This window comes from Halorubrum distributum JCM 10118 (assembly GCF_000337335.1).
Classification (GTDB): domain Archaea; phylum Halobacteriota; class Halobacteria; order Halobacteriales; family Haloferacaceae; genus Halorubrum; species Halorubrum distributum.
In genome coordinates, this window is record NZ_AOJN01000048.1 from 1 (window position 1) to 20,842 (window position 20,842).

Below are 20,842 nucleotides of genomic sequence, written 5' to 3' on the forward strand. Positions count from 1 at the left end.
TGTCGGACACCGCTGACGCGGTGTCCTTGTCCTCTTCGACTCGACAGCAGCAGCTCAGCAGTATCAACAATCTCCTACAGAAGAGCGTTTAATTGTATACAGTCGTGCTCTTCGGGCAACCGGTGATCCACACAAAACTGCTGGTTACACCCTTTACAGGTGTATGGGAGCTGATCTACATCGCGACCGCAGTGGTCGCAGTCCATACGACCTCTTTGATTAGAAACAAGTTATCTGTTCTGGGAAGACGCGGCGATTACAGAAGATTTTGATAATCTAATTCACGCGCAGAACATCTGTGTAGCGTACACTTTATTTTCATCAGTAACTGTGATCCCGACTCCTGTTTCTGACCACTGCGTTCTGAGCATGTTCTCACGATGACCGGGAGAGTTCATCCACTGACGCGTCAGAGAGTCCGCAAGTTCCTCTTCGTCAGCTAGGTATTCCGTACCTGACTCGGTTTCTATATCTTCAAATACCCACGATTGAGCTACATTTTCACCGCCGGAAGGACAGGATGCTTCTGACAGTCGTTCGTCGGTAGTTGACCCCCGCAGATCATGTGCCAGTTCGTCATGTGCCGCCATATCATCACTGTGTAGGCGAGATTGCTCGTTGAGACTGGCAGATCCCGATAGTCGGGAGAGGCCACGCTCTGATCGTCTTTGATTCACCTCTTCGCGGACCAGCTGTTCTACCTGTGTTTCATTTATTTCAGTGGATTCGGTTACGTTTGATACTGTACTGGAAAATGGAGAAACGACCTGTTCCTGCGGAGAATCGATTGGACCGAAACCAGCCTGGCCTGCGATTAGTACGAGTACAGCGGCCACGATTACAAACTTCGAGATCTTCCACAGTCCCGTAGCTGGATACTTTCGTGTGAACTTGAGAAATCCGATTATACTACTGCCGATCCAATATGGAATTGAGATCAGTAGCCAAAAAACATCAGCCACCCTCGACAGGGAGTTACTTGACCCAGATGATCTCTCTTCTGCTTGAGCTGAAGCGTAGTTTTCCCACGAGCGCTCGCTGGTCTGAACGTGAACACATTCGTGGTACTCGGGTAACCGGTGATCACTACAGTGGGTTTCGCCGCACCTGTTACAGGTATACGGCATCCCGTCGATGTCGCGACCGCAGTGGTCGCAGTCCATAGCTATCTCTTACTGACCAACTAGTTATTTTTATTGCCAAATTATGCGTTCATGAATCGAGTCCACACTCGCGGCTCTCCATTCAAATCTCACGGCACTGCGACCGCAGCCTCACGCCTCCCCAGCCTTGCCGCTCACTCGTGGGTTCCCGATGGTCACCCACGTCGTTCGCGGCGTCCCTCGCGCGGTGCTGTTCGCGGTCGCCTGCGGCGACCGCTCACAGGCACGCGCCACCGCGTAACAATCACAAAAAGGGCTCAACCTGCTGATTTAGTCGTCCGTCCACGCCGAGAAGCCGCCGTCGATGAGCGTGTCGGCCTGCTGGCGGATGTACTCGCGCTGGGTGTCGTGGACCGCGGTCTCGAAGTCGTCGCCGTCGTCGAGGCGGGCGCGGACGCGGTCGCGCTTCCAGCTCGCCGGCGTCGTGCGGTTCGCGACGCGCCAGCGGAGCGGGGCCACCCACTTGGCGGCCTCGTCGTCGGCGCAGCCGGCGGTCCGGAGCCCCGCCTCGGCGTGGTCGAGGAGGTCGTCGTACAGCGCGTCCGCGTCCGTCGTCCGCTCCCCGTCGCGGCCGATCCACTCCATGTCGGCGTCGAGCCCGTCCGCGACCGCGGCGTAGAAGTTGTCGCGGGCGGTCTCCCAGTCGAGCCCGATGACGGGGTGTTCCCGCTGGGCGAGCGCCTGCATCAGCCCCGCGAACGCCGCCTGGAACGCGATGGAGTCGCGGACCGTGGGCTGGCCGGGGATCGGGCGGAACTCGATCCGGGCGTTGGCGGCCGAGCGGCTCGCCCCCTCGAAGACGGGGCGGACCCACCGCCAGTAGCTGCCGTGTTTCGTCCGGAAGGTCGCGAAGTCGTCGTCGAAGCGGTCGCTGCCGCCCGGGTCTGGCATCGGGATCAGGGTCTCGTCGCCCGCGACGCGGTCGACCGCGGTCTCGACGTCGCGGAAGTCGCGCGGGAACCGCACCTTGTCCGCGTCGGTCCGCGCGTTGAGGACGGACTCGAACACGTGGACGCGGTTCTCGGTCGCCCCCTCGGCGAGAACCCGCTCGCCGTCCCAGCCGTCGTCGTACAGGTCCGGCGGGAAAAAGGGAGAGTTGACGCCGAGCGCCAGCAGCGGCCCGGCGATCCGGAGCGCGTACCGGAAGTGCCGCGGCAGCGTCTCGGCGTGCGCGACCTGGTAGTGCGGCTGGATCGAGGTGATGAGGCTCTCGGGCATCACCGTGTCCGCCGCCAGCGACACGCCCGGGGCGGAGAGCTCGACCTCGGCGCCCCCGGCCGGCTCGGCCGGAGTCCCGTCCCCGCCGTCCGGCTCCGCGCCGTCGGCTCCCTCGCCGCCGGCCGCGTTCGCCATCGCGTGGTACCGGACGGAGTCGCTCATGTTGACCGCCACGGTTACCCCGTCGACCTCGACGCTGTCGGTGAGGTACTCGCGGGCGGTCTCGCCCGCCGGCGGGATCGTCCAGAGTCCGTCGGAGACCAGGCGCATCCCCTCGACGCCCGCGGTGTTCTCGGCGGCCTCCAACCGCGCGCGGACCTCGGCGAGCTGCGCGCGGAGCCCGTGGTCGGAGAGCGGCTGCGGGCTCGTACACATCTCGGCGTTGTGGAGGCCCAACTCCTTCTCGAACCCCATCAGCTCCAGCATCCGGCGGGGGACGCGCATCAGCGCGTACTCGCCCGCCCGCGACTCCTCGCTCCACCGCCCGTCGCCGACCGCGTAGAACTCGTACTCGAAGCCGACGATCGACTGGTGGTTGTCGAAGGAGCCGTCGCGCAGCTCCTGTTTGACGATCTCGGCCTCCTCGGCCGCGCGCTCGGCGAACGCCTCGGCGTCGACCGAAAGCGCCTCCCGGACCCCGTCGGCGAGCGCGGACTCGGTGGTCATGCGACCGAGCAAGGACGCGGCGGATTAAAAAGGTCACCGGCCGCGAGAGCGTTCGGGGCGGGTTCCCACGACGTCTCCGAGGGGCTCTCTCCCCCGGCTCGCCGAGTCCTCGCCCTACTGGTTCGCCGAGCGCGCGTCGAGCGCGACGGGGATCGACCGGCTCGCGACGTCGCCGGCGAACGCCTCGCCGTCCGCTTCGAGCAGGTCGAAGGTGTCGTAGTGGATCGGGACGACGAGGTCGGGGGCCATCGCCTCGGCCAGGTCGGCCGTCTCGCGCCGGTCGGCGACGATGCCGCCCCCGCCGATGTTCGCGAGGAAGACGGAGACGTCGAGCTCCGCGAACCCGTCGAGCGCGTCGGCGTCGCCCGGCCAGAAGACGGTGCGGCCGCCGAGCGACAACAGGAAGCCGCAGCCGAAGCCGGGCGGATGCGCCACCGAGCCGTCGGCGTCCGCGTTCGGTCCCTCGGGGTCGTTGTGGGCCGGGACCGACCACACCCGTACCTCGCCGGCGGGCGTCTCGACGTCGACGCGCTCCTCCTCGCCGACGCGGACCACGTCGTAGTCGGCCGCGAGCGCGTCGATCGGCTCCACGTCGCGGTCGATGCCGGCGGGGTCGACCGCCTCGTAGATCACGAGCGTCGCGTCCTCGCTCGCGACGGAGCGGATCCCGTCGCTTTCGTAGTGGTGGTCGTGCGTGACGACGACGAGGTCGCCGTCGCGCGCCCAGTAGTCGTCGAGGACGCCGTACCGGCCGGGGTCGGTGTAGGCGACCGGCCCCGCGTCCGTCTCCAGCCGCGCCGTCGCGTAGCCGAGCCACTCCACCGAGAAATCCTCGTAGCGGACCGTCATGTTACCGTCTGCGGCCGCGGGCGTCTTGAGGGTGGCTATCGGTCGCGGTCGCGCTCGGCGTCGAGGGCCGTGTCGCCGATCGTCCCGTCGTCGACCGAGCCGTCGTCGACCGATTCGCCCTCACCGATCACGAGCAGGTCCCACGCCGCCGTGAGCGTCTCGTCGTCGATCGACCGCCCTAGCGCGTGCTCTGGGACGAGCGGCATCGGAACCGGGACGTACCCGGCCTCGCGCAGCGCGGCGAACCCCCCGACCGTCTCGACGACGGCCCCGTCCTCCCCTCGCCGGACGCGGAACCGCTTGTCGTCCGGATCGCGGCGGTACGCGAACGGGAACGCCTCGTCCGGCGGGGTCTGGAGGCTATCGACGCCGGCGAGGACGGTGACCGGCTCTCCGTCGACCTCGCAGACGAGCCGCGGGACCGCGGGCCGACCGTCGTCGTCGACCGCGGCGGCGTCGACGTCGGGATGGGCCGGGACGGGGCCGACTGGGGTGTCCGTCTCGCGCCACGCGAACGTCGGGGCGCCGGGCCCCTCGGCGCGGACGCAGGCGTAGCCGCCTCCGGAGACGGGGATCCGGTCCGGGCCGAGGTGGAAGGTTCGTCGACCGTCGGTCCGCTCGGCGAGCAGCGGCGGGTCGGCGAGGAGGTCGCGCACGGCCGCCGCGGTGTCGGCGTCGCGGGCGACGAACAGGACCCGGCGGTCGCGGTCGAGCGCGTGGCCCAGCCGCGAGACGATCACGGTCGGCGTCGCGTCGTCCGCGGCGAGCGGCTCCACCGCGACCCGGTCGTCGCCGCGGGCCGCGACCGCCGGCGGCTCGGCGCCGCTCTCCGGGCGCTCGACCTCGAACCCGTCGGCCGCGAGTCGGGCGGCCGCCGCGTCGGCGAGGTCGCGTCGCGTGGCGTCGCCGAGCGGACCTGGCATGTCCGGGCGTACGGGCCCGAGGGTCAAGGGGCTTCGCGTGGCGGCACGTCAGTCGTCGCCGGCGAGCCGACGGACGCGGGCGAGCGAGTCGGCGTCGTCGACGCCCTTGTCCTCGCGGACGCCGACGAAACGGGGGAACCGGAGGGCGTAGCCGGCCGAGTACGTCGGCGAGGTCTGGATCTCCTCGTAGCCGACCTCGACCACCAGTTCGGGATCGAACGCGACCGTCGTCCCCGTCTCGTCGACGACGTGCGGCTCCAGCCGCTCGGTGAGGTCCGCGAGCGCCTCGTCGGTGATCCCCGTGGCCACCTTCCCGACCGTGGCGTACCCCGCGGGCGCGGGGCCGTCGACGTCGCGGTCGGGGGGACCGTTCGCCTCGTTCTCCGCGCGAACCGCGAGCAAGAACGTCCCGAACAGCTCGGCGCGGCGCCCCTCGCCCCACTCGGCGCCGACGACGACGGCGTCGAGCGTCTCCACGTCCGGCTTGCGCTTCAGCCAGTCGCGCCCGCGGTCGCCGGGCGTGTACGCCGCCGCGGGGTTCTTCAGCATGACGCCCTCGTGGCCCGCGTCGAGCGCCGCCCGCTCCGCGGCCGCGATCGCCTCCGCGTCGTCGGCGAGCGTAAGGTCGGCGGCCGCGTCCGGGAGGACCTCCCGGAGTCGGTCGTGGCGGTCGCGGAGGGGCTCGTCGAGCAGGTCGTCGCCGTCGGCGTGGAGGCAGTCGAAGGCGTGGAGCCGCAGGGAGACGGCCTCGCGCATGCGCTCGACGTCGTGCTTCCGACGGAACCGCCGCAGCACCTCTTGGAACGGGAGCGGGTCGCCGTCGTCGTCGACCGCGACGACCTCGCCGTCGAGGATGACCGGGGCGTCGACGCGCTCGGCGACGTGCTCGACGATCTCCGGGAGCGCTTCGGTCACGTCGTCCATGTTTCGCGAGTAGAGCCGCGGGCCGAGCGCTTCGGTTCCTCCCGGCCCGGCGTCGGCCGGCGCGTAGTGGACCTGGACGCGGGCCCCGTCGAACTTCGTCTCCACGGCGACCTCGCCGAAGGCGTCGACCGCGTCGGTCGCGGTGCCCGCCTGCGCCAGCATCGCCTGAACCGGGCGGCCGACGCGCAGGGACTCCTCGCGGAGCCCCGCGATCCCCTCGTCGCGGGCGCGGACCGCGACTCGTCCGTAGTCGTTGGTCACCTGGAGCGCGCGCTCGACGGCCGCGACGGCGTCTTCGGAGGCAACGAGCTCCGGGGCGTCCGACTCGGACGCCCCGCCGGAGTCGTCGCCGGGGTCGGGCGTCTCGTCCGGCGCGAGGAACGCCTCCGCGATCGCGTCCCGGACGGTCCCCTCGCCGACGCCGAGCCGCATCTCGCCGAGGACCAGCCGGGCGAGGAACGCCGCCTCGCTCGGCGAGCAGCGCGTGAACAGCCCGAACAGCGCGTCCCGCTTGCGCGACTCGCTCCCGTCACCGCTCTCGGCCGCGAGGTCGCGCAGTTCCTCGTCGAGCGCGGCCACCGTGAGCGCGTCGCGGCCGCTCCCGAACGCGGCGAGCCCCCGCTGGCCGCCGAAGTCGTAGTCGGCCGCGACGGCGCCGATCTCGCCGCGCTCGGCGAGGCGGTCCTCGACGTCCGCCGCGGAGACGTTCTGACCCGCGGCGCGGGCGATGGCCTCGCGACACAGTGCGGGGCCGACGTCGAGGGTCCGGGTGTCGTGGGCGGGGAAGACGCGGCCGAGGAGGAACCGGACGACGACGGGGAGGTCGTCGGTGGAACCGTCGCGCTCGGTGCCGTCGTCCTCGCCGCCGTCGGCGGCGCCGGCGTCCGCGAGCAGAGCGGCGACGGCGAGCGTCGTCTCGATGTCGCCGTCGTTCGCGGCCACCCGTTCCGCCCGTTCCGCCAGCGCGGCGAACTCCATACGCGTCCGGTCGGGGGGCGGCCGTCAAAAGCGGCCCGCCTCGGCTGCGCGAGCCGGTCCGAGCCGGCGTCGCAGTCGAGGAACGCGGGAGGGGTCGCCGGGGAACCGCTTTTCACCTCCGGTCTCGTACGGCTCTCTATGTACGTCCGCGACGCCAAAAACCGTGACGAGGCGTGGTTGTTGGACGCGATCGAGCAGCTCGGGCTCGACGACGTCGCCTTCCGGTCACGGGACTACGTGATCGCGGTCGACGAGGAGTCGGGCGACCGGGCGGGGTTCGGCCGGCTCCGCCTCCACCGCGGCGACGGGGACGAGGAGAACCGGATCGAGCTCACCGGGATCGGGGTGCTCCCCGAGTGGCGGCACCGGGGAGTCGGGGCGCACGTCGTCGAGCGCCTCGTCGACACCGCGGCCGCGGACGGGTTCGAGACGGTGTACGTGCTCACCGACCAGCCCGAGTACCTCGCGCAGTTCGGCTTCGAGCGCGTCGACACCGACGACCTCCCGCCCGCGCTCTCGGACCGCCTCACCGAGAAGCGCGAGTTCCTCGGCGGCGGGGTCGTCGGCCTCGAACTCGCGGTCGACGCGTTCGAGATGCCGAGCAGCCTCCGGACGGCGTTCAAAGACGCCGAGCCGACCGGCGACGACGAGCCGGAGGAGTCCGCCGAGGACTTCGGAATCGACCCGGACTCGGCGACCTACAAGTACGACACCGGTCGCTGAGTCGCGACAACCCCCTGTTTTCCGCGGTTGCGGTCGGCGCGTGCCTGCGAGCGGCCGCCGGGGGCGGCCGCGAGGAGCACGCGCGAGGGACGCCGCGAGCGAAGCGAGCGGCGAGGCTGGGGAGGCGTGAGGCTGCGGTGCCGTGCGGTGCGGGGCGGGACTCGAAGGGGCAGCCGCGAGGACAGCGCAGGCGACGTAAGCACCGGAACGAGGGAGCGAACGGAGTGAGCGACCGAGTGAGGAGCACAGCGAGCGTGCGCTGTCCTCGCGGCTGGGGCTTCGGCGGTGTTCGTCGCTGATCTGCCAGCAGGTGTTTATCAGCGGGCGGCTGGGGCTTCGGCGGTGTTCGCGGCGGCGGTGTCGGTTACTTATAAATAGAGCTCAGAGCAGGCAGCATCCACTTATAAATAAACGCTCGCAATTTCGACGCTGACGCCGGCGGCAACAACATCGTAGCGTCACCACTCAGCGAACGAGAACCGGTATGAATGGCGGACAGGCGGGGTAGCCCGGCGTTCCGGCACGGGGTATCCCGATTGCCTCCTCCACCCCGCGACCCGACGAGCGACGGGCGTCCGGCGGTGGGCTGCTCGCTTCCGCGCCTGACCCAGTGTCGCCGACGAACCGCGACGGACCGCTCCTGCGAGCGGGCGCCGCGGACCGCTGTCCCCGGCGGACGAGGCTTCCACGTTGGCTCTCGGGGCCCGCGCCGGTCTGACCGGACGTGCCCGCTGTTCGGTCCCCGCTAAAGACTGCCTCACGGGTTGCGAGCGGGGCCTAACCGCCCGACCTAGTCCGTTCGACGATATTCGGGTGCGGCATAAGGGCCTTTCGTTCGGCGGCCGGCCCCTACGTCAACAACTCCCGAGCGTACACCCCGGCGGCGAGCGGCACGGGGACGGAGAGCGCGACGACGACGCGCGCGTGCCACACCAGCCAGAGGTGGTCGCGGAACACCGGGCTCGGCTCGACCGCCAGCGCCCACGTCGCCGCGCTCGCGGTCGTCGCGACGCCGAGGACGACCGCTGTTCCCGCGAGCGTCCCGGGGTCGACGTTCCCCCGCTCGACCGATGCGATGACGACCGCGGAGAGCAGCGCGAACAGCGCGATCCCGGTCCAGCCGACGACACCGGAGGCGTAGTAGGTCGCCAGCTGGCTCGCGTACTCCGGCCCCGTGATGACCGCGTACGGCGCGACGAGCGCGACGACGGTGACGACGGCGGCGGCGATCCCGACGCGACGCGAGACGGCGCGGAGGTCCATACCCGCCCTCGGGACGGCGGCGCGGTAAAAGGACCGGATCGGGCGCGGCCCCGCCGGACGTGAGACGACGGCGTCAGAACGAGCCGTTCCCGTAGGGTTTTGCCCCGTCGGCGCCCATCCCGTCGTATGTCACTCGACGTCGAGACGCCGGAGCCCCCCGAACTCGCCGCGGTCGACCCCAACGAGTACGAGGACGCCGAGGTCGCCGGCGGCGAGTACCGCCGCGACGACCTGGAGGCGCTCCTCCGCGAGGGGGCGTGGGAGGACGCATTCTCGGAGTGGGCCGACGCCACCGACATGGACGAGTCCGACTGGGCCATCGCGGTCGACCTGGGCCTCGTCTCCCGGTTCGACTTCTTCTGGGACGACTTCGCCGACCGCGTCGGCTACCACGCGCCCGGGCTCCCCGAGGACTGGAAGGAGCGCGACCTCCACCCGGACCTCGACTCGTGGGGGACCGTCTCCGCGATCAACGCCGGCCTGACCGAACTCGGACAGATCGTCTGCGAGACGCTCAAGGAGGAGTACATCGACTGGGAGGCCGACTTCGAGGCGCCGGACGACCTGCCGGACTTCGACGAGTAGCGGCCGCTTGTGGACGGAAGGCGACGGCTCAGTGGCCCCAGCGGTTCCCGTCCGGGTCGTAGCGCGCGTCCATGATCCGGTCCCACTGCTCGTCGGAGAGGTCCAGGTCGGCGGCCGCGACGTTCTCGTCGAGCTGGTCGACCGTGCGCGCGCCCACGATGGGGACGCAGGTGAACTCGTCCCACTCGGTGAGCCACGCGAGCGCGACCTGCGCGGGCGTCGCGTTGAGCTCGCCGGCGACCTCGCGGACCGCGTCGAGCACCTTCCACCCGCGCTCGGAGAGGTAGAAGCGCTCGAACCGGTCGTCGAAGCTCGCGCGCGAGCCGTCCGGCGCGATCACCTGCTCCGGGTCGTCCGGGTCGGCGCGCTCGTACTTCCCGGTGAGGAACCCGCCCGCGAGCGGGGAGTACGGGCAGACAGCCAGGTCCTGGTCGATACAGACGTCGAGGTACTCGCTCACGTCCTCGTAGTAGCCAGCGTGGTGGAGCGGCTGGACCACGTCGAAGGACGCGTAGTCGTTGACGTCGGCGGTCCACTGCGCCTTCGTCAGCTGCCAGGCCGCCATCGTCGACGCGCCGAGGTGGTGCACTTTCCCCTCGGCGACGAGCTCGTCGAGCGCGCGCATCGTCTCCTCGATCGGCGTCTCCTCGTCCCAGCGGTGGATGTAGTAGACGTCGAGGTAGTCCGTGTCGAGCCGGTCGAGCGTGCCCTCGACCTGCGCGTGGATGTGTTTCCGGCCGAGCCCAGAGTCGTTCGGCCCCGGCTCGCCGCGCCCGTCGAACGGGAAGTACACCTTCGAGGCGATCACGTAGTCCTCACGGTCGCGGTCGGCGAGCCACTCGCCGATGTACTCCTCGCTCGTCCCGTGCGGCGACCCGTACACGTTGGCCGTGTCGATGAAGTTGATCCCGCGGTCCGCGGCCGCGTCGAGCAGCTCGTGCGACTCCTCGCGGCCCGTCTCCACGACGCCGTTCGTCTCGCGCCCGAACCGCCACGTCCCGAAGCAGAGCTCCGAGACGCTGAGCCCCGTGTTTCCCAGTCGCCGGTAGTCCATATCCACACCTCTCGGGGGAGTACGTAAAGCGTGGCGGCACCGGCGGGCGAGGCCGGCGGGAGAGCGGGACTCTCGGGGAGCGCGCCTATCCGAAGTTCTCGACCTTCGCGGCGTCCGCGTCGCCGCCGGCCGCCTCCACGGCGGTCTCGGCGTCGGCGACGAGCTCGGCGAACCCGTAGACGAACACGGTCTCGCCGTCCGCGCCGGTGAGGACCTCAGTGACGGCGTCAGTGAGGGGCTCGTCCGCGTCGAGCAGTCGGACGGCGGCGCCGCGCTCGCGAAGGGAATCGATCCGGTCGGCGTGGGCGACGTCGCCGTCGCGGTAGACGACCGCGGCCTCGGCGCCCTCGTCGAGCGCGCGCTCCGCGATGGCGACCGCGGGGCCGACCCCGGGACCGCCCGCGATCACGACCGCACGGGGCTCGCCGTCGTAGTGCTGGTCGCCGAACGGGCCGGAGAGGGTCATCTCGGTCCCGGCCTCGGCGTCCGAGAGGAACGCCGAGAAGTCGCCGCCCTCGTCGGGGTCGATGCCGACCGTGACCTCGAACGTCTCGCCGACGCGGGGCGACGAGAGGGTGTAGAAGCGCGCGACCGACTCGCCGTCGATCTCGGTGCCGAGCTTCACGAACTGTCCGGGTTCGGCCGCGAACCCGTCGGGCGCGCGGAAGCGGAGGGCGTACGTGTCGGGGCCGACCGCCTCGACCGCCTCGACCGTCGCTGTCGTGTCCATACGTCGGATCGGCGGGGGAGACACAAACCCCTTCCCGTCGGCGTCGGTCCTGCCCGTGTCGAAACCGGTCCCGCGGCGCGCCCCGACTCTGAACGCACGCTCTGGTCGATGCGCGCCCCGTCGTCACACGCTCGACTCTCGCCGAGGCGCGCTCTCGGAGACGCACGCACCCTCGTCACACGCCCGCCCTCGCCGACGCGTCTTGGAGGGCCGTTCCCGGCCGAGAATATTCGATGATCGTCGAAAACGGGTCCGACGCGAGGGGTCGATCGTGATGAATCTGGTGGATGTATGTTCAATTATACTCCTATTACGGTCTGATACAGCACCCAGAGGCGACAATATTCGCGAGAGCGAATACGTTCGTCCAGAAACGCTTCGGTGGCTCCTTCCAGAAGCCTTTTGATGAGTCCGCCGGAACCTTGCCCATAGCACATGGCCGCGGATTTCAACTGGGCTGTCGGCGGAGAGGCCGGCGACGGCATCGACTCGACGGGGAAGATCTTCGCACAGGCGCTTTCCCGCGCGGGTCGACACGTGTTCACGTCGAAGGACTTCGCATCGCGGATCCGAGGCGGGTACACCGCCTACAAGGTGCGGACCTCCGTCGACAAGGTACAGAGCGTCGTTGACCGACTCGACGTGCTCATCGCGTTGACTCCCCGGACGATCGAGGAGAACCTCGACGAGCTCCACGAGGGGTCGGTGATCATCTACGACGGCGAGCGGACCACGATGCAGGACGTCGAGATCCCGGAGGGGATGATCGGGCTCGACGTGCCGCTCAAGAGCCTGGCCGAGGAGGCCGGGGGGGCCATCATGCGGAACGTCGTCGCGCTCGGCGCCGCCTGCGAGGTCGCCGAGTTCCCCATCGAGAACCTCGACTCCGCCCTCGAGAAGCGGTTCAAGGACAAGGGGCAGAAGCTCGTCGACAACAACAAGGAGGCCGCGCGCGCCGGTCAGTCGTACGTCGCCGACGAGTACGACCACGAGTTCGACTACGACCTCGAGACCACCGACGAGGACTACGTCCTCCTCAACGGCGACGAGGCGATCGGCATGGGCGCCATCGCGGCCGGCTGCCGCTTCTACGCCGGCTACCCGATCACGCCCGCGACCGACGTGATGACGTACCTCACCGGCCGCATCGAGCGGTACGGCGGCCACGTCGTCCAGGCGGAGGACGAGCTCTCCGCGATCAACATGGCGCTCGGCGCGGCCCGCGGCGGCGCCCGCGCGATGACGGCGACCTCCGGGCCGGGGATCGACCTGATGACCGAGACGTTCGGGCTCATCGCCACCTCGGAGACGCCGCTCGTCATCTGTAACGTGATGCGCTCGGGCCCCTCGACGGGGATGCCGACGAAACAGGAGCAGGGCGACTTAAATCAGATGCTGTACGGCGGCCACGGCGAGGTGCCGCGCTTCGTCCTCGCGCCGACCACCATCGACGAGTGCTTCTGGAAGACGGTCGAGGCGTTCAACCTCGCCGAGAAGTACCAGCTCCCGGTCTACCTCACCGCCGACCTCTCGATGGCGGTCACGGAGCAGACGTTCTCCCCGGAGACCTTCGACATGGACGAGGTGGAGGTCGACCGCGGCAACGTCGTCGACGAGGCGACGATCGACGACCACATGAGCGAGTCGGGCGGCTTCCAGCCCCACGAGATCACCGACGACGGGATCTCGCCCCGCGCGTTCCCCGGGACGGCCGACGGCGCGCACATGTCCACCGGCCTCGAACACGACGAGCAGGGCCGCCGGACGGAGGACACGGAGATGCGCGTCGCGCAGGTCGACAAGCGCAACCGGAAGGTGGAGACGGCCCGCGAGCGCGAGGACTGGAGCCCGCGCGAGTTCGGCGACGAGGACGCCGACGACCTCGTCATCACGTGGGGGTCGAACGAGGGCGCGCTCGCCGAGGCGGTCGACATCCTCGACGACGAGGGACAGGACGTGCGGGTCCTCTCGGTCCCGTACATCTTCCCGCGACCGGACCTCTCGGCGGACGTCGAGGCGGCCGAGACGACGGTCGTCGTCGAGTGTAACGAGCAGGGGCAGTTCGCGGACCTCGTCGAGCACGACGTGCTCGAACGGGTCGATCGCGTGAACAAGTACAACGGCGTGCGGTACAAGGCCGACGAACTCGCAGCGGAGATCAAGTCGACCCTCGAAGCGGGGGCGGAGGCGTAACCAATGAGCTCAGACATTCGATTCACCGACTTCAAGTCCGACAAGCAGCCGACGTGGTGCCCGGGATGCGGCGACTTCGGGACGATGAACGGGATGATGAAGGCGCTCGCGGAGACGGGGAACGACCCCGACAACACCTTCGTCGTCGCCGGTATCGGCTGCTCCGGGAAGATCGGCACGTACATGCACAGCTACGCGCTCCACGGCGTTCACGGGCGCGCGCTCCCCGTCGGGACCGGCGTCAAGATGGCGCGGCCCGACATCGAAGTGATGGTCGCCGGCGGCGACGGCGACGGCTACTCCATCGGCGCGGGCCACTTCGTCCACGCCGTCCGGCGCAACGTCGACATGACGTACGTCGTGATGGACAACCGCATCTACGGGCTGACGAAGGGGCAGGCCTCCCCGACCTCCCGCGAGGACTTCGAGACCTCGACGAGCCCCGAGGGCCCGAAACAGCCCCCGGTGAACCCGCACGCGCTGGCGCTCGCCTCGGGAGCGACGTTCATCGCGCAGTCGTTCTCCTCGGACGCGCTCCGCCATCAGGAGATCATCCAAGAGGCCATCGAGCACGACGGGTTCGGCTTCGTCAACGTCTACTCCCCCTGCGTCACCTTCAACGACGTCGACACGTACGACTACTTCCGCGACTCGCTCGTCGACCTGAAGGAGGCGGACCACGACCCGACCTCCCGCGAGGACGCGAAGGACGTCATCCTCGACAACGAGAAGGAACACCAGGGCGTCATCTACAAAGACGAGTCGTCGGTGCCGTACCACGAGCAGCACGGCGTCGACGAGGACATGTCCGTCATCCCGGACGGCGCCCCCGAGGGCGCGACCGACCTCGTCCGCGAGTTCTACTGAGACCGCCGGACGTGGCCGGGGGGATTCCGACCTCTCTCGACGGGCAAAACCGGCCGAACGGGCGGGTTCGAGCGGATTTTTCGGCAAGTTTCAGCAAGCCTAATTAGGAGGGTCCGTAACTCCCGTGTATGGTTGATCGCTACGACGTCGCTGTCGCCGGTGCGGGGCCGGCGGGCGCCCAGTGCGCCCGCGACCTGGCGACGCGCGACTACGACGTCGTCGTCTTGGAGACGGAGTCTGAAGACGAGTTCCCGCGACAGAGCAACAAGTCGACGGCGGGCACCTTCCCGTCGATGATGTCCTCGTTCGGCATCCCCGACGACGTCGTGATGTCGTACACCGACGACGTCGTGTTGGAGTCGCCCAACGAGTACTACGAGAGCTACCAGCCCGGGGCGGTGTTGGAGTTCGCGGAGTTCAAGCGGTTCCTCGTCGAGGACGGCCGCGACAACGGCGCGGAGTACCGCTTCGACGCGCGCGTCTCGCGGCCGATCCTCGACGACGACGGCGTCATCGAGGGTGTCCGGTACAACGGCGACGAGGAGGTGTACGCCGACGTCGTGATCGACGCGACCGGCCCGGCCGCGCCGCTCGCGAGCGCGCTCGACGTCGTCGACCTCGAACGCGAGAACCAGGCGATCGGGATCGAGTACGAGATGGAGGGCGTCGAGATGAACCACCCCGAGTACGCGGACCTCCGGCGCGCGATGATGCTGCGCTTGGACCACGACATCGCGCCCGGCGGCTACTCGTGGATCTTCGCGACCGGCGAGGACACCGCCAAGGTGGGGATCTGTTACATCCAGAACGACCGCCACCGCGAGTTCGCCGAGGCGGGGAAGACCGTCGACGGCTACCTCGACGACTGGGTGAGCCGCGACCCCCGCTTCGCCGACGCCGAGAAGATCGACGGGAAGGTCCACCGCGGCTCCGCGCACATCCAGATGCCCGACGAGATGCACACCGACCGCTTCCTCGCGATCGGCGACACGGTTCCCTCCATCGACCCGCTGTGGGGCGAGGGGATCCACAAGGGGATGAAGTCGGCCCGCGCCGCGGCCGCCACCGTCGACCGGTGTCTCACCGACTCGAAGCGTCGCCTCGACGCGGAGAGCCTCGAGGTGTACGAGCGGCTCTGGCACCGGGACGTGGCCCCGCGGATGAAGGCGCGGCTGATGCTCACGCGGCTGTTGTACCTCGCGCCCAACGAGCGGTACGACCGGTTCATGCGCGACCTCCGTCGAACCGACGACAACACCCTCGAAAAGGCGAACCAGGGCGACAAGAGCGCGATGGCGAAGCTTCTCCACCTCGACGACGCCCCGCTGCTCGCGAAGTTCGCCAGCGAGTGGTTCGGGGCCTGAGAGGGGGGACGGACAACGCCGGGCGCAGATTCCGGTCGCGGCGACGTCGAGGGAACCGCCTTCGCCGACGCGACGCGCACGAACGATCCTCTCGCTGCGGGCGTCGATCGCCGGCGAGATCAGCCTCCGGAACGTCTCGTTCCCGGGGGGAACGTCCTCCCCGGCGTGAGCGGTATGAAGGGGCCCCGCTGTGGTGTCTCGCAGGCGCGCTACGGGATTACGGCCGACTACTCGCCGATGCGCCACATGGCGAGCTTCGAACCCGTCTACACCTACGATGGCACCGACATCCACACACTGGTGCCCGGCGAGGACCTGACGGCGGTCGCCGCGTTCGAGTGAGGAAGGAGACGAGGACGGGAGGGAAAGCGGAACGCGTCGAGGGACGCGACGTCCGCTACCGCTCGTCGAGGGGGATGAACTCGGCGTCCTCGGGACCGGTGTACCGGGCGCGCGGGCGGATGAGGCGGTTGTCTTCTTGGTACTCGGCGACGTGGGCGATCCACCCGCCGACGCGGCTCATCGCGAAGATGGGCGTGTACATGTCGACCGGGATGCCGAGCGAGTCGTAGACGGAGCCGGAGTAGAAGTCGACGTTCGGGGCGATCCCCTTCTCGACGAGCCCTTGGTCGGTGAGATACTCCTCGATCGCGGTGGTGTAGTCGAGCCACTTCGTGTCGCCGGACGACTCCGAGAGGTCGCGGAGCTTCTCTTCGAGGATCTTCGCGCGGGGGTCTTTCACCTTGTAGACGCGGTGGCCGAACCCGGGGATTCGTCCGCCGTCAGCGCGGACGTCTTTCACCCACTGGACCGGGTCCTTCGAGGAGGCGTCGATCTCGTGGAGCACCTCCATCACGTCCTGATTGGCGCCGCCGTGGAGCGGCCCCGAGAGCGCGCCGATACCGCCCGTGACGCCGGAGTAGACGTCGGCCATCGTCGAACCGATCACCATCGCGGTGAACGTGGAGGCGTTGAGCCCGTGGTCGGCGTGGAGCGTGAGCGCCATGTCGAACGTCTCCTCGCTCACGGCGTCCGGCTCGGTCCCGGTTAGCATGTAGAGGAAGTTCCCGGCGTGCGACAGGTCCGGGTCGGGGGCGACCGGCTCTTCGCCCTGCCGGACGCGCTCGAACGCGGCGAGGACCGTCGGGATTTTCGCCGTGATCCGTCGGCCCTGGCGGAGGGCTGACTCGCCGTCGTCGCTCTCGCCGTCGGGATCGTACGCGGACAGCATCGACGTCGCGGTCCGGAGCGCGGCCATCGGCCGCTCGTCGGCGTCCGCGAGCGCGCGGACCGTCTCGATGACGTCGTCGTTCACCTCGCGCTCCGCCGCGAGGTCGGCGGCGAACGAGTCGAGCTCCGCGGCAGTGGGCAGGGAACCGTGCCACAGCAGGTACAGCACCTCCTCGTAGCTCGCACCCCGCGCGAGGTCCTCGATGTCGTACCCGCGATACACGAGCTTCCCGACCTCGCCGTCGACGTAGCTCAGATCCGACTCCGCGACGAGGACGCCCTCGAGCCCGCGTTTTAACTCATCGGCCATACCACGTCGTTCCGACCAACGGCAAAAAAGCGTTATCTTTCAGGAGGAATACGATACGTCGATCGTGGTACGCCACCGCGTCGGACGACGACGTGACAGGGTTCGGAAACGTCCGCGTCCGGTCGCGGGCGGACCGGACGGCCGTGGGCTCGGCGCGCCGCCGCCGGGCGCCTCCCGCCTCAGCGCGCCGGGACGACCGTCACCGTCCGGTTCCGGTCGATCGCGTCCTCCAGCTCCTCGGCGATGGCGGAGCCGCGAGAGACCTGGACTTCGCCGCCGCGACCGACCGTAGCGGTGAAGAGGTACTCGCCGTCGGCGCGCACCTCGACCGTCTCGCCGACGCCGTCGTCGACGTCGATGACGACGTGCCGCGAGGTGATCTCCGGCGCGACGACCGTCCCACGCTCGGCACCGACCTGTCCGTCGCCGCGGCCGTTCCCCGCGGCACCGCCGGCGGAGCCGCCTCCCGACCCGCCGGGCTTCTCGTCGTGCGTGCGGACGTCGATGTCGATCCCGAGGCGGCTTTCGATGTCGGCGATGCGGCCGCCGCCCTTCCCGATCACTGTGCCGATGTCGCCCTCGGTGACGTAGACGACCGCCTCGTCGTCGCCGTTGAGCGTCACGTCGACGCGGCCGTGCGCGACCGACTTGATCTCGCGTTCGATCTCCTTTTTGGCGATGCGGCCGACGCCGGAGTCTCCCTCCGCCTCGCCGCCGTCCTCGTCGAGCGGGACGGTGACGACCTGCCGGTTGAACGTGTAGATCTCGTACTCCGGCCGACCGGTCTCGAAGTTCGACACCTGGATGACCGGGCGGGCGAGGTCCTCGGCGGTGAGCCCCGCCGGCACCTTCACCTCCGTCGTCACGTCGTAGACCGTGTGGACCTCGCCGGCCTCGATGTAGACGACGGTGTCGACGATCTGGGGGATCATCCCGAGCTCGACGCGGCCGACAAGCCGCTGGAGCGCGTCGATCGCGCGGGAGGCGTGGACGACGCCGACCATGCCGACGCCCGCCATCCGCATGTCAGAGAACACCTCGAAGTCGTTCGTCTTCCGGACCTCGTCGTAGATGGTGTAGTCCGGCCGGACGAGGAGGAGGGAGTCGGCGGTGTTCTCCATCTCGCCGCCGAGCGCGCCGTACTGGGTGATCTCCGGACCGACCTGGAGGTCGCGCGGCTTCTCCATCGTCTTCACGGCGTAGTCGCTGTCGTTTAAGAACTCCGCGACCGCCTGCGCGAACGTCGACTTCCCGGCGCCGGGCGACCCAGAGATGAGCACGCCGCGCTTCCGCTCCGTGAACCGGTCGCGCAGCTCGTCGGCGAACTCGTAGTCGTCGAGGGTCGTCTTCGCGATCGGTCTGACCGCGGTGATCTCGATCCCGTCCGCGAAGGGCGGCCGCGCGACCGCGATCCGGTAGTCGCGGAACTGGACGATGTCCATCCCGTCGTCGGAGAGCTCGATGAACCCGTCGCTCGACTGGCGGGCCAGGTCGACGATCGAGTTGGCCCACTCGCGCATCTGGCCCTCTTCGGTCGGCTCGTCGTCGATCTCGACGTACCGCATCTCGCCCAGCGTCCCGCGCTTCGCCTTCGGGACGGTCCCCGTCTTGAGGTGGACGGACATCGTCTCCTCGGTGAAGAACTGCTGAATCGGAAGGTCGTCGACGACGCCGCGGGCGACGGGCTCGACGTACTCGACGTCCAGCCCCTTCGCGCGGGCGACCTCTGCCTGGACCACGTCGCTCGACAGGAGCGTCGCGTCGTGGTCGGCGGCCAGGTCGCGGATCAGCGCGTCCACGTCGCCCTCGTGGGCGTTCGAGCGGGCGTCGCCGCTGGCGCGCTCGCCGACGTACCGCAGCTCGATTTCCCCGTCGTCGGCGTAGTCCGCGAGCCGCTTCAGCTCGCTCAGCCCGTCCCAGCCCGATTCGAGCCCGTCGTTCGCCTGCGACTCCAGCTCGCCCACGACCGCCTCGGGGACGAACACGGTGACCGACTCGTAGGTCCCGTCCGCGACGCGTTCGGACACGCGGCCGTCGACGACCGCGCTCGTGTCCGGTACTACGTTCATACCGAAGTTCGGTCCGGGAACCGTATAAGGGTGTTCGACCGGGGGCGCTCTGGTCGTCTACTGCGAGAGAAACCGCTCAGTCGTCCGCGGCCGCCCGCTCCGCCCGCTCGGCCGCCAGCCGCTCGGCGTAGGCGGTGAAGTTCTCGAACAGCGCCTTCGCCTCGCAGGCGGCGTCGTACGCCTCCGGGGTGATCGATTCGAGGACGCCGTCCACGCGGGCGTCGCCGATCTGGTCTCGCTTGCCGTCCGTCACCTCGCGGGCGGTCTCGGCGTCGTACTCGGGGTGGAACTGGACGCCCCAGCAGTGGCCGTCGCGGAACGCGTGGACGCCGCGGTCGTTCTCGGCGAGCAGCGTCGCCGACGGCGGGAGCTCGACGACCGCGTCGCCGTGGGTCGTGAAGGCGGTGAACGACTCGCCGATCCCCTCGAACAGCGGGTCGTCGCGGACGCGGCGGATCTCGTTGTAGCCGATCTCGAACCCGTCCATCCCCGCGACGCGGCCGCCGAGCGCCTCAGCGAGCACCTGGTGGCCGTAACAGACGCCGAGGACCGGAACGCCGGCGTCGGCGGCCTCGGCGACGTAGTCGACGAGCGGCGGGATCCACGCCTCGTCCCAGTAGACAGAGGAGCGAGACCCCGTCACCACGACGCCGTCGAACTCGGTGTGGTCGGGGAGGTCGCCGTCGACCGCGTCGAACTCGACGAGGTCGGCGTCGAGCTCCCGGCGGAAGTTCCGACGGGTGTTCGCGCCGTCGTGGGCGGCGTTCAAGAGTGCGAACCGGAGGCGAGTCATCGACCGAACGGAGACGCGAGAGTCACAAAACGGTTGCGGCGTCGGACGTGCCGGCCGCCGACGCGGACGCGTGGGCGCCGCTCGAACCGCGGCGTCCGCCCACCGGGGTACGCCGGCGCTACTCGAACCGGTCGGCCGCGTGCTCGGCGAGCCAGCCCGAGAGCAGGTCGTTGACCGCCGCCGACGCCTCGACGCCGACGAGGTGCCGGGCGCCCTCGACCGCGTGGAACTCGCCGCGCGGGAGCCCCTCGGCGAGCGTCTCGCCGGCCGTGACCGGACAGACCGTGTCGTCGCTCCCGTGGACGACGAGGGTCGGCGTGGTGACCTCGAACAGCCCGTCGGTCAGGTCGAACCCCTCGACCGCGGCGCGGTGCGCCTCGTACGCCTCGCGGTCGGCGTCCTCCGCGAGGCGCCACTCCGCGATCCGCGAGAGCGCGTCCGGATGCGCCTCGCGGAAGTCGGGCGAGAGCAGCCCGGAGAGCGACCCCTCGACCGCGGCCGGGTCGGTCGGGTCGGCCCAGACGCCGTCGGGGTTGAACGCGTCGCCCGCGGGGGGCGTTCCCACCACGGCGACGCTCGCCGGCCGGGAGGCGGTCCGCGCGGCGGTGAGGGCGACCATCCCGCCGAGGCCGTAGCCGACGAGGTGGGCGTTCCGGATCCCCTCGGCCGCGCAGACCGCGTCGAGGTCGGCGGCGAGCGACTCGATCCGGTAGGGACCGGGCGGGGCGTCCGACCGGCCGACGCCGCGCGTCTCGGGCGTGATCACCGTGTGCGGCCCCGCAAGCGCGGCGTGCTGCCAGCCGAACTGCCAGGCGCCGAGCCCGACGTCGCCGCAGAAGACGACCGCCTCGTCGGGGTCGCCCGCGTCGGGGGCGTCCACCTCGTACCGGATCTCGGTGCCGGCGTTGGTCGCGTAGGGCATCTCGAACTCGCGGGGAAG

At 69.6% G+C, this 20,842-nt stretch carries 18 protein-coding genes, 1 other RNA gene and 1 pseudogene; 6 read left to right on the forward strand and 14 right to left on the reverse strand.

The features are described 5' to 3' along the window. Positions 1-74 precede the first annotated feature (74 nt). The 6 genes from C466_RS16060 to ligA form a co-directional block, all read right to left on the reverse strand. The gene (locus C466_RS16060; RefSeq protein ID WP_080505972.1) at positions 75-206 is read right to left on the reverse strand and encodes an AN1-type zinc finger domain-containing protein; all 132 of its coding nucleotides are present in this window, start codon (positions 204-206) and stop codon (positions 75-77) included. A 75-nt stretch (positions 207-281) separates the two neighbouring features. Continuing rightward, positions 282-836 carry a CAP domain-containing protein gene (locus C466_RS17580; RefSeq protein WP_394295020.1) on the reverse strand — a complete coding sequence of 185 codons (555 nt, stop codon included), beginning with the start codon at positions 834-836 and terminating at the stop codon, positions 282-284. A gap of 597 nt (positions 837-1,433) precedes the next feature. Beyond that, entirely contained in the window at positions 1,434-3,047 is a 1,614-nt protein-coding gene (locus tag C466_RS08140; protein WP_004596429.1) for a hypothetical protein, read from the reverse strand. A 114-nt stretch (positions 3,048-3,161) separates the two neighbouring features. Then, positions 3,162-3,896: an MBL fold metallo-hydrolase gene (locus C466_RS08145; protein ID WP_004596428.1), complete on the reverse strand. Its 735-nt coding sequence runs from the start codon at positions 3,894-3,896 to the stop codon at positions 3,162-3,164. Positions 3,897-3,931: 35 nt separating this feature from the next. Then, positions 3,932-4,819, reverse strand: a complete 888-nt coding sequence (locus tag C466_RS08150; RefSeq protein ID WP_004596427.1) for a hypothetical protein — start codon at positions 4,817-4,819, stop codon at positions 3,932-3,934. 48 nt (positions 4,820-4,867) lie between these two features. Then, positions 4,868-6,721 carry an ATP-dependent DNA ligase LigA gene (ligA, locus tag C466_RS08155; protein ID WP_004596426.1) on the reverse strand — a complete coding sequence of 618 codons (1,854 nt, stop codon included), beginning with the start codon at positions 6,719-6,721 and terminating at the stop codon, positions 4,868-4,870. Positions 6,722-6,859: 138 nt separating this feature from the next. Here ligA and C466_RS08160 point away from each other — a divergent pair, with 138 nt between their 5' ends. After that, complete coding sequence (locus C466_RS08160; RefSeq protein ID WP_004596425.1) at positions 6,860-7,444, forward strand: GNAT family N-acetyltransferase; 585 nt, start codon at positions 6,860-6,862, stop codon at positions 7,442-7,444. 489 nt (positions 7,445-7,933) lie between these two features. Here the strand turns inward: C466_RS08160 and ffs are convergent. Together ffs and C466_RS08165 are read right to left on the reverse strand one after the other, a co-directional pair. Then, positions 7,934-8,245, reverse strand: an RNA gene (gene ffs, locus C466_RS16070) — signal recognition particle sRNA. A gap of 48 nt (positions 8,246-8,293) precedes the next feature. Beyond that, on the reverse strand, positions 8,294-8,707 hold the full coding sequence (locus C466_RS08165; protein WP_004596424.1) for a DUF7548 family protein: 414 nt from the start codon (positions 8,705-8,707) through the stop codon (positions 8,294-8,296). Positions 8,708-8,833: 126 nt separating this feature from the next. Here C466_RS08165 and C466_RS08170 point away from each other — a divergent pair, with 126 nt between their 5' ends. Next, the gene (locus tag C466_RS08170) at positions 8,834-9,292 is read left to right on the forward strand and encodes a hypothetical protein (protein ID WP_004596423.1); all 459 of its coding nucleotides are present in this window, start codon (positions 8,834-8,836) and stop codon (positions 9,290-9,292) included. Positions 9,293-9,320: 28 nt separating this feature from the next. On the opposite strand, the gene C466_RS08175 is transcribed toward C466_RS08170, so the two are convergent. Together C466_RS08175 and C466_RS08180 are read right to left on the reverse strand one after the other, a co-directional pair. Then, on the reverse strand, positions 9,321-10,346 hold the full coding sequence (locus C466_RS08175; protein WP_004596422.1) for an aldo/keto reductase: 1,026 nt from the start codon (positions 10,344-10,346) through the stop codon (positions 9,321-9,323). Between the two features lie 85 nt (positions 10,347-10,431). Next, positions 10,432-11,076, reverse strand: coding sequence for an FAD-dependent oxidoreductase (locus C466_RS08180; protein ID WP_004596421.1), 645 nt, complete (start codon positions 11,074-11,076; stop codon positions 10,432-10,434). Between the two features lie 435 nt (positions 11,077-11,511). Here C466_RS08180 and C466_RS08185 point away from each other — a divergent pair, with 435 nt between their 5' ends. The 4 genes and pseudogenes from C466_RS08185 to C466_RS17585 form a co-directional block, all read left to right on the forward strand. After that, positions 11,512-13,269 (forward strand): 2-oxoacid:acceptor oxidoreductase subunit alpha, encoded by a 1,758-nt coding sequence (locus C466_RS08185; RefSeq protein ID WP_004596420.1) that lies wholly within the window; start codon positions 11,512-11,514, stop codon positions 13,267-13,269. A 3-nt stretch (positions 13,270-13,272) separates the two neighbouring features. Next, positions 13,273-14,136, forward strand: coding sequence for a 2-oxoacid:ferredoxin oxidoreductase subunit beta (locus C466_RS08190; protein ID WP_004596419.1), 864 nt, complete (start codon positions 13,273-13,275; stop codon positions 14,134-14,136). A 128-nt stretch (positions 14,137-14,264) separates the two neighbouring features. Continuing rightward, positions 14,265-15,500 carry a digeranylgeranylglycerophospholipid reductase gene (locus C466_RS08195; RefSeq protein ID WP_004596418.1) on the forward strand — a complete coding sequence of 412 codons (1,236 nt, stop codon included), beginning with the start codon at positions 14,265-14,267 and terminating at the stop codon, positions 15,498-15,500. Between the two features lie 67 nt (positions 15,501-15,567). Beyond that, positions 15,568-15,842 (forward strand): annotated as a pseudogene (locus C466_RS17585) (hypothetical protein); the annotation flags it as partial. 55 nt (positions 15,843-15,897) lie between these two features. Here C466_RS17585 and citZ read toward each other — a convergent pair. The 4 genes from citZ to C466_RS08220 form a co-directional block, all read right to left on the reverse strand. Next, positions 15,898-17,040, reverse strand: a complete 1,143-nt coding sequence (gene citZ, locus C466_RS08205) for a citrate synthase (RefSeq protein ID WP_004596416.1) — start codon at positions 17,038-17,040, stop codon at positions 15,898-15,900. A 179-nt stretch (positions 17,041-17,219) separates the two neighbouring features. After that, positions 17,220-19,109: a PINc/VapC family ATPase gene (locus C466_RS08210; protein WP_004596415.1), complete on the reverse strand. Its 1,890-nt coding sequence runs from the start codon at positions 19,107-19,109 to the stop codon at positions 17,220-17,222. A gap of 76 nt (positions 19,110-19,185) precedes the next feature. Next, positions 19,186-19,902, reverse strand: coding sequence for a type 1 glutamine amidotransferase (locus C466_RS08215; RefSeq protein ID WP_004596414.1), 717 nt, complete (start codon positions 19,900-19,902; stop codon positions 19,186-19,188). Between the two features lie 118 nt (positions 19,903-20,020). Then, positions 20,021-20,824: an alpha/beta fold hydrolase gene (locus C466_RS08220; RefSeq protein ID WP_004596413.1), complete on the reverse strand. Its 804-nt coding sequence runs from the start codon at positions 20,822-20,824 to the stop codon at positions 20,021-20,023. Positions 20,825-20,842: the final 18 nt, after the last annotated feature.

Coding starts and splice junctions, on each gene's coding strand:
- C466_RS16060 (WP_080505972.1), bottom strand. CDS start 206: ATGGACTGCGACCACTGCGGTCGCGATGTAGATCAGCTCCCATACACC.
- C466_RS08140 (WP_004596429.1), bottom strand. CDS start 3,047: ATGACCACCGAGTCCGCGCTCGCCGACGGGGTCCGGGAGGCGCTTTCG.
- C466_RS08145 (WP_004596428.1), bottom strand. CDS start 3,896: ATGACGGTCCGCTACGAGGATTTCTCGGTGGAGTGGCTCGGCTACGCG.
- C466_RS08150 (WP_004596427.1), bottom strand. CDS start 4,819: ATGCCAGGTCCGCTCGGCGACGCCACGCGACGCGACCTCGCCGACGCG.
- ligA (WP_004596426.1), bottom strand. CDS start 6,721: ATGGAGTTCGCCGCGCTGGCGGAACGGGCGGAACGGGTGGCCGCGAAC.
- C466_RS08160 (WP_004596425.1), top strand. CDS start 6,860: ATGTACGTCCGCGACGCCAAAAACCGTGACGAGGCGTGGTTGTTGGAC.
- C466_RS08165 (WP_004596424.1), bottom strand. CDS start 8,707: ATGGACCTCCGCGCCGTCTCGCGTCGCGTCGGGATCGCCGCCGCCGTC.
- C466_RS08170 (WP_004596423.1), top strand. CDS start 8,834: ATGTCACTCGACGTCGAGACGCCGGAGCCCCCCGAACTCGCCGCGGTC.
- C466_RS08175 (WP_004596422.1), bottom strand. CDS start 10,346: ATGGACTACCGGCGACTGGGAAACACGGGGCTCAGCGTCTCGGAGCTC.
- C466_RS08180 (WP_004596421.1), bottom strand. CDS start 11,076: ATGGACACGACAGCGACGGTCGAGGCGGTCGAGGCGGTCGGCCCCGAC.
- C466_RS08185 (WP_004596420.1), top strand. CDS start 11,512: ATGGCCGCGGATTTCAACTGGGCTGTCGGCGGAGAGGCCGGCGACGGC.
- C466_RS08190 (WP_004596419.1), top strand. CDS start 13,273: ATGAGCTCAGACATTCGATTCACCGACTTCAAGTCCGACAAGCAGCCG.
- C466_RS08195 (WP_004596418.1), top strand. CDS start 14,265: ATGGTTGATCGCTACGACGTCGCTGTCGCCGGTGCGGGGCCGGCGGGC.
- citZ (WP_004596416.1), bottom strand. CDS start 17,040: ATGGCCGATGAGTTAAAACGCGGGCTCGAGGGCGTCCTCGTCGCGGAG.
- C466_RS08210 (WP_004596415.1), bottom strand. CDS start 19,109: ATGAACGTAGTACCGGACACGAGCGCGGTCGTCGACGGCCGCGTGTCC.
- C466_RS08215 (WP_004596414.1), bottom strand. CDS start 19,902: ATGACTCGCCTCCGGTTCGCACTCTTGAACGCCGCCCACGACGGCGCG.
- C466_RS08220 (WP_004596413.1), bottom strand. CDS start 20,824: ATGCCCTACGCGACCAACGCCGGCACCGAGATCCGGTACGAGGTGGAC.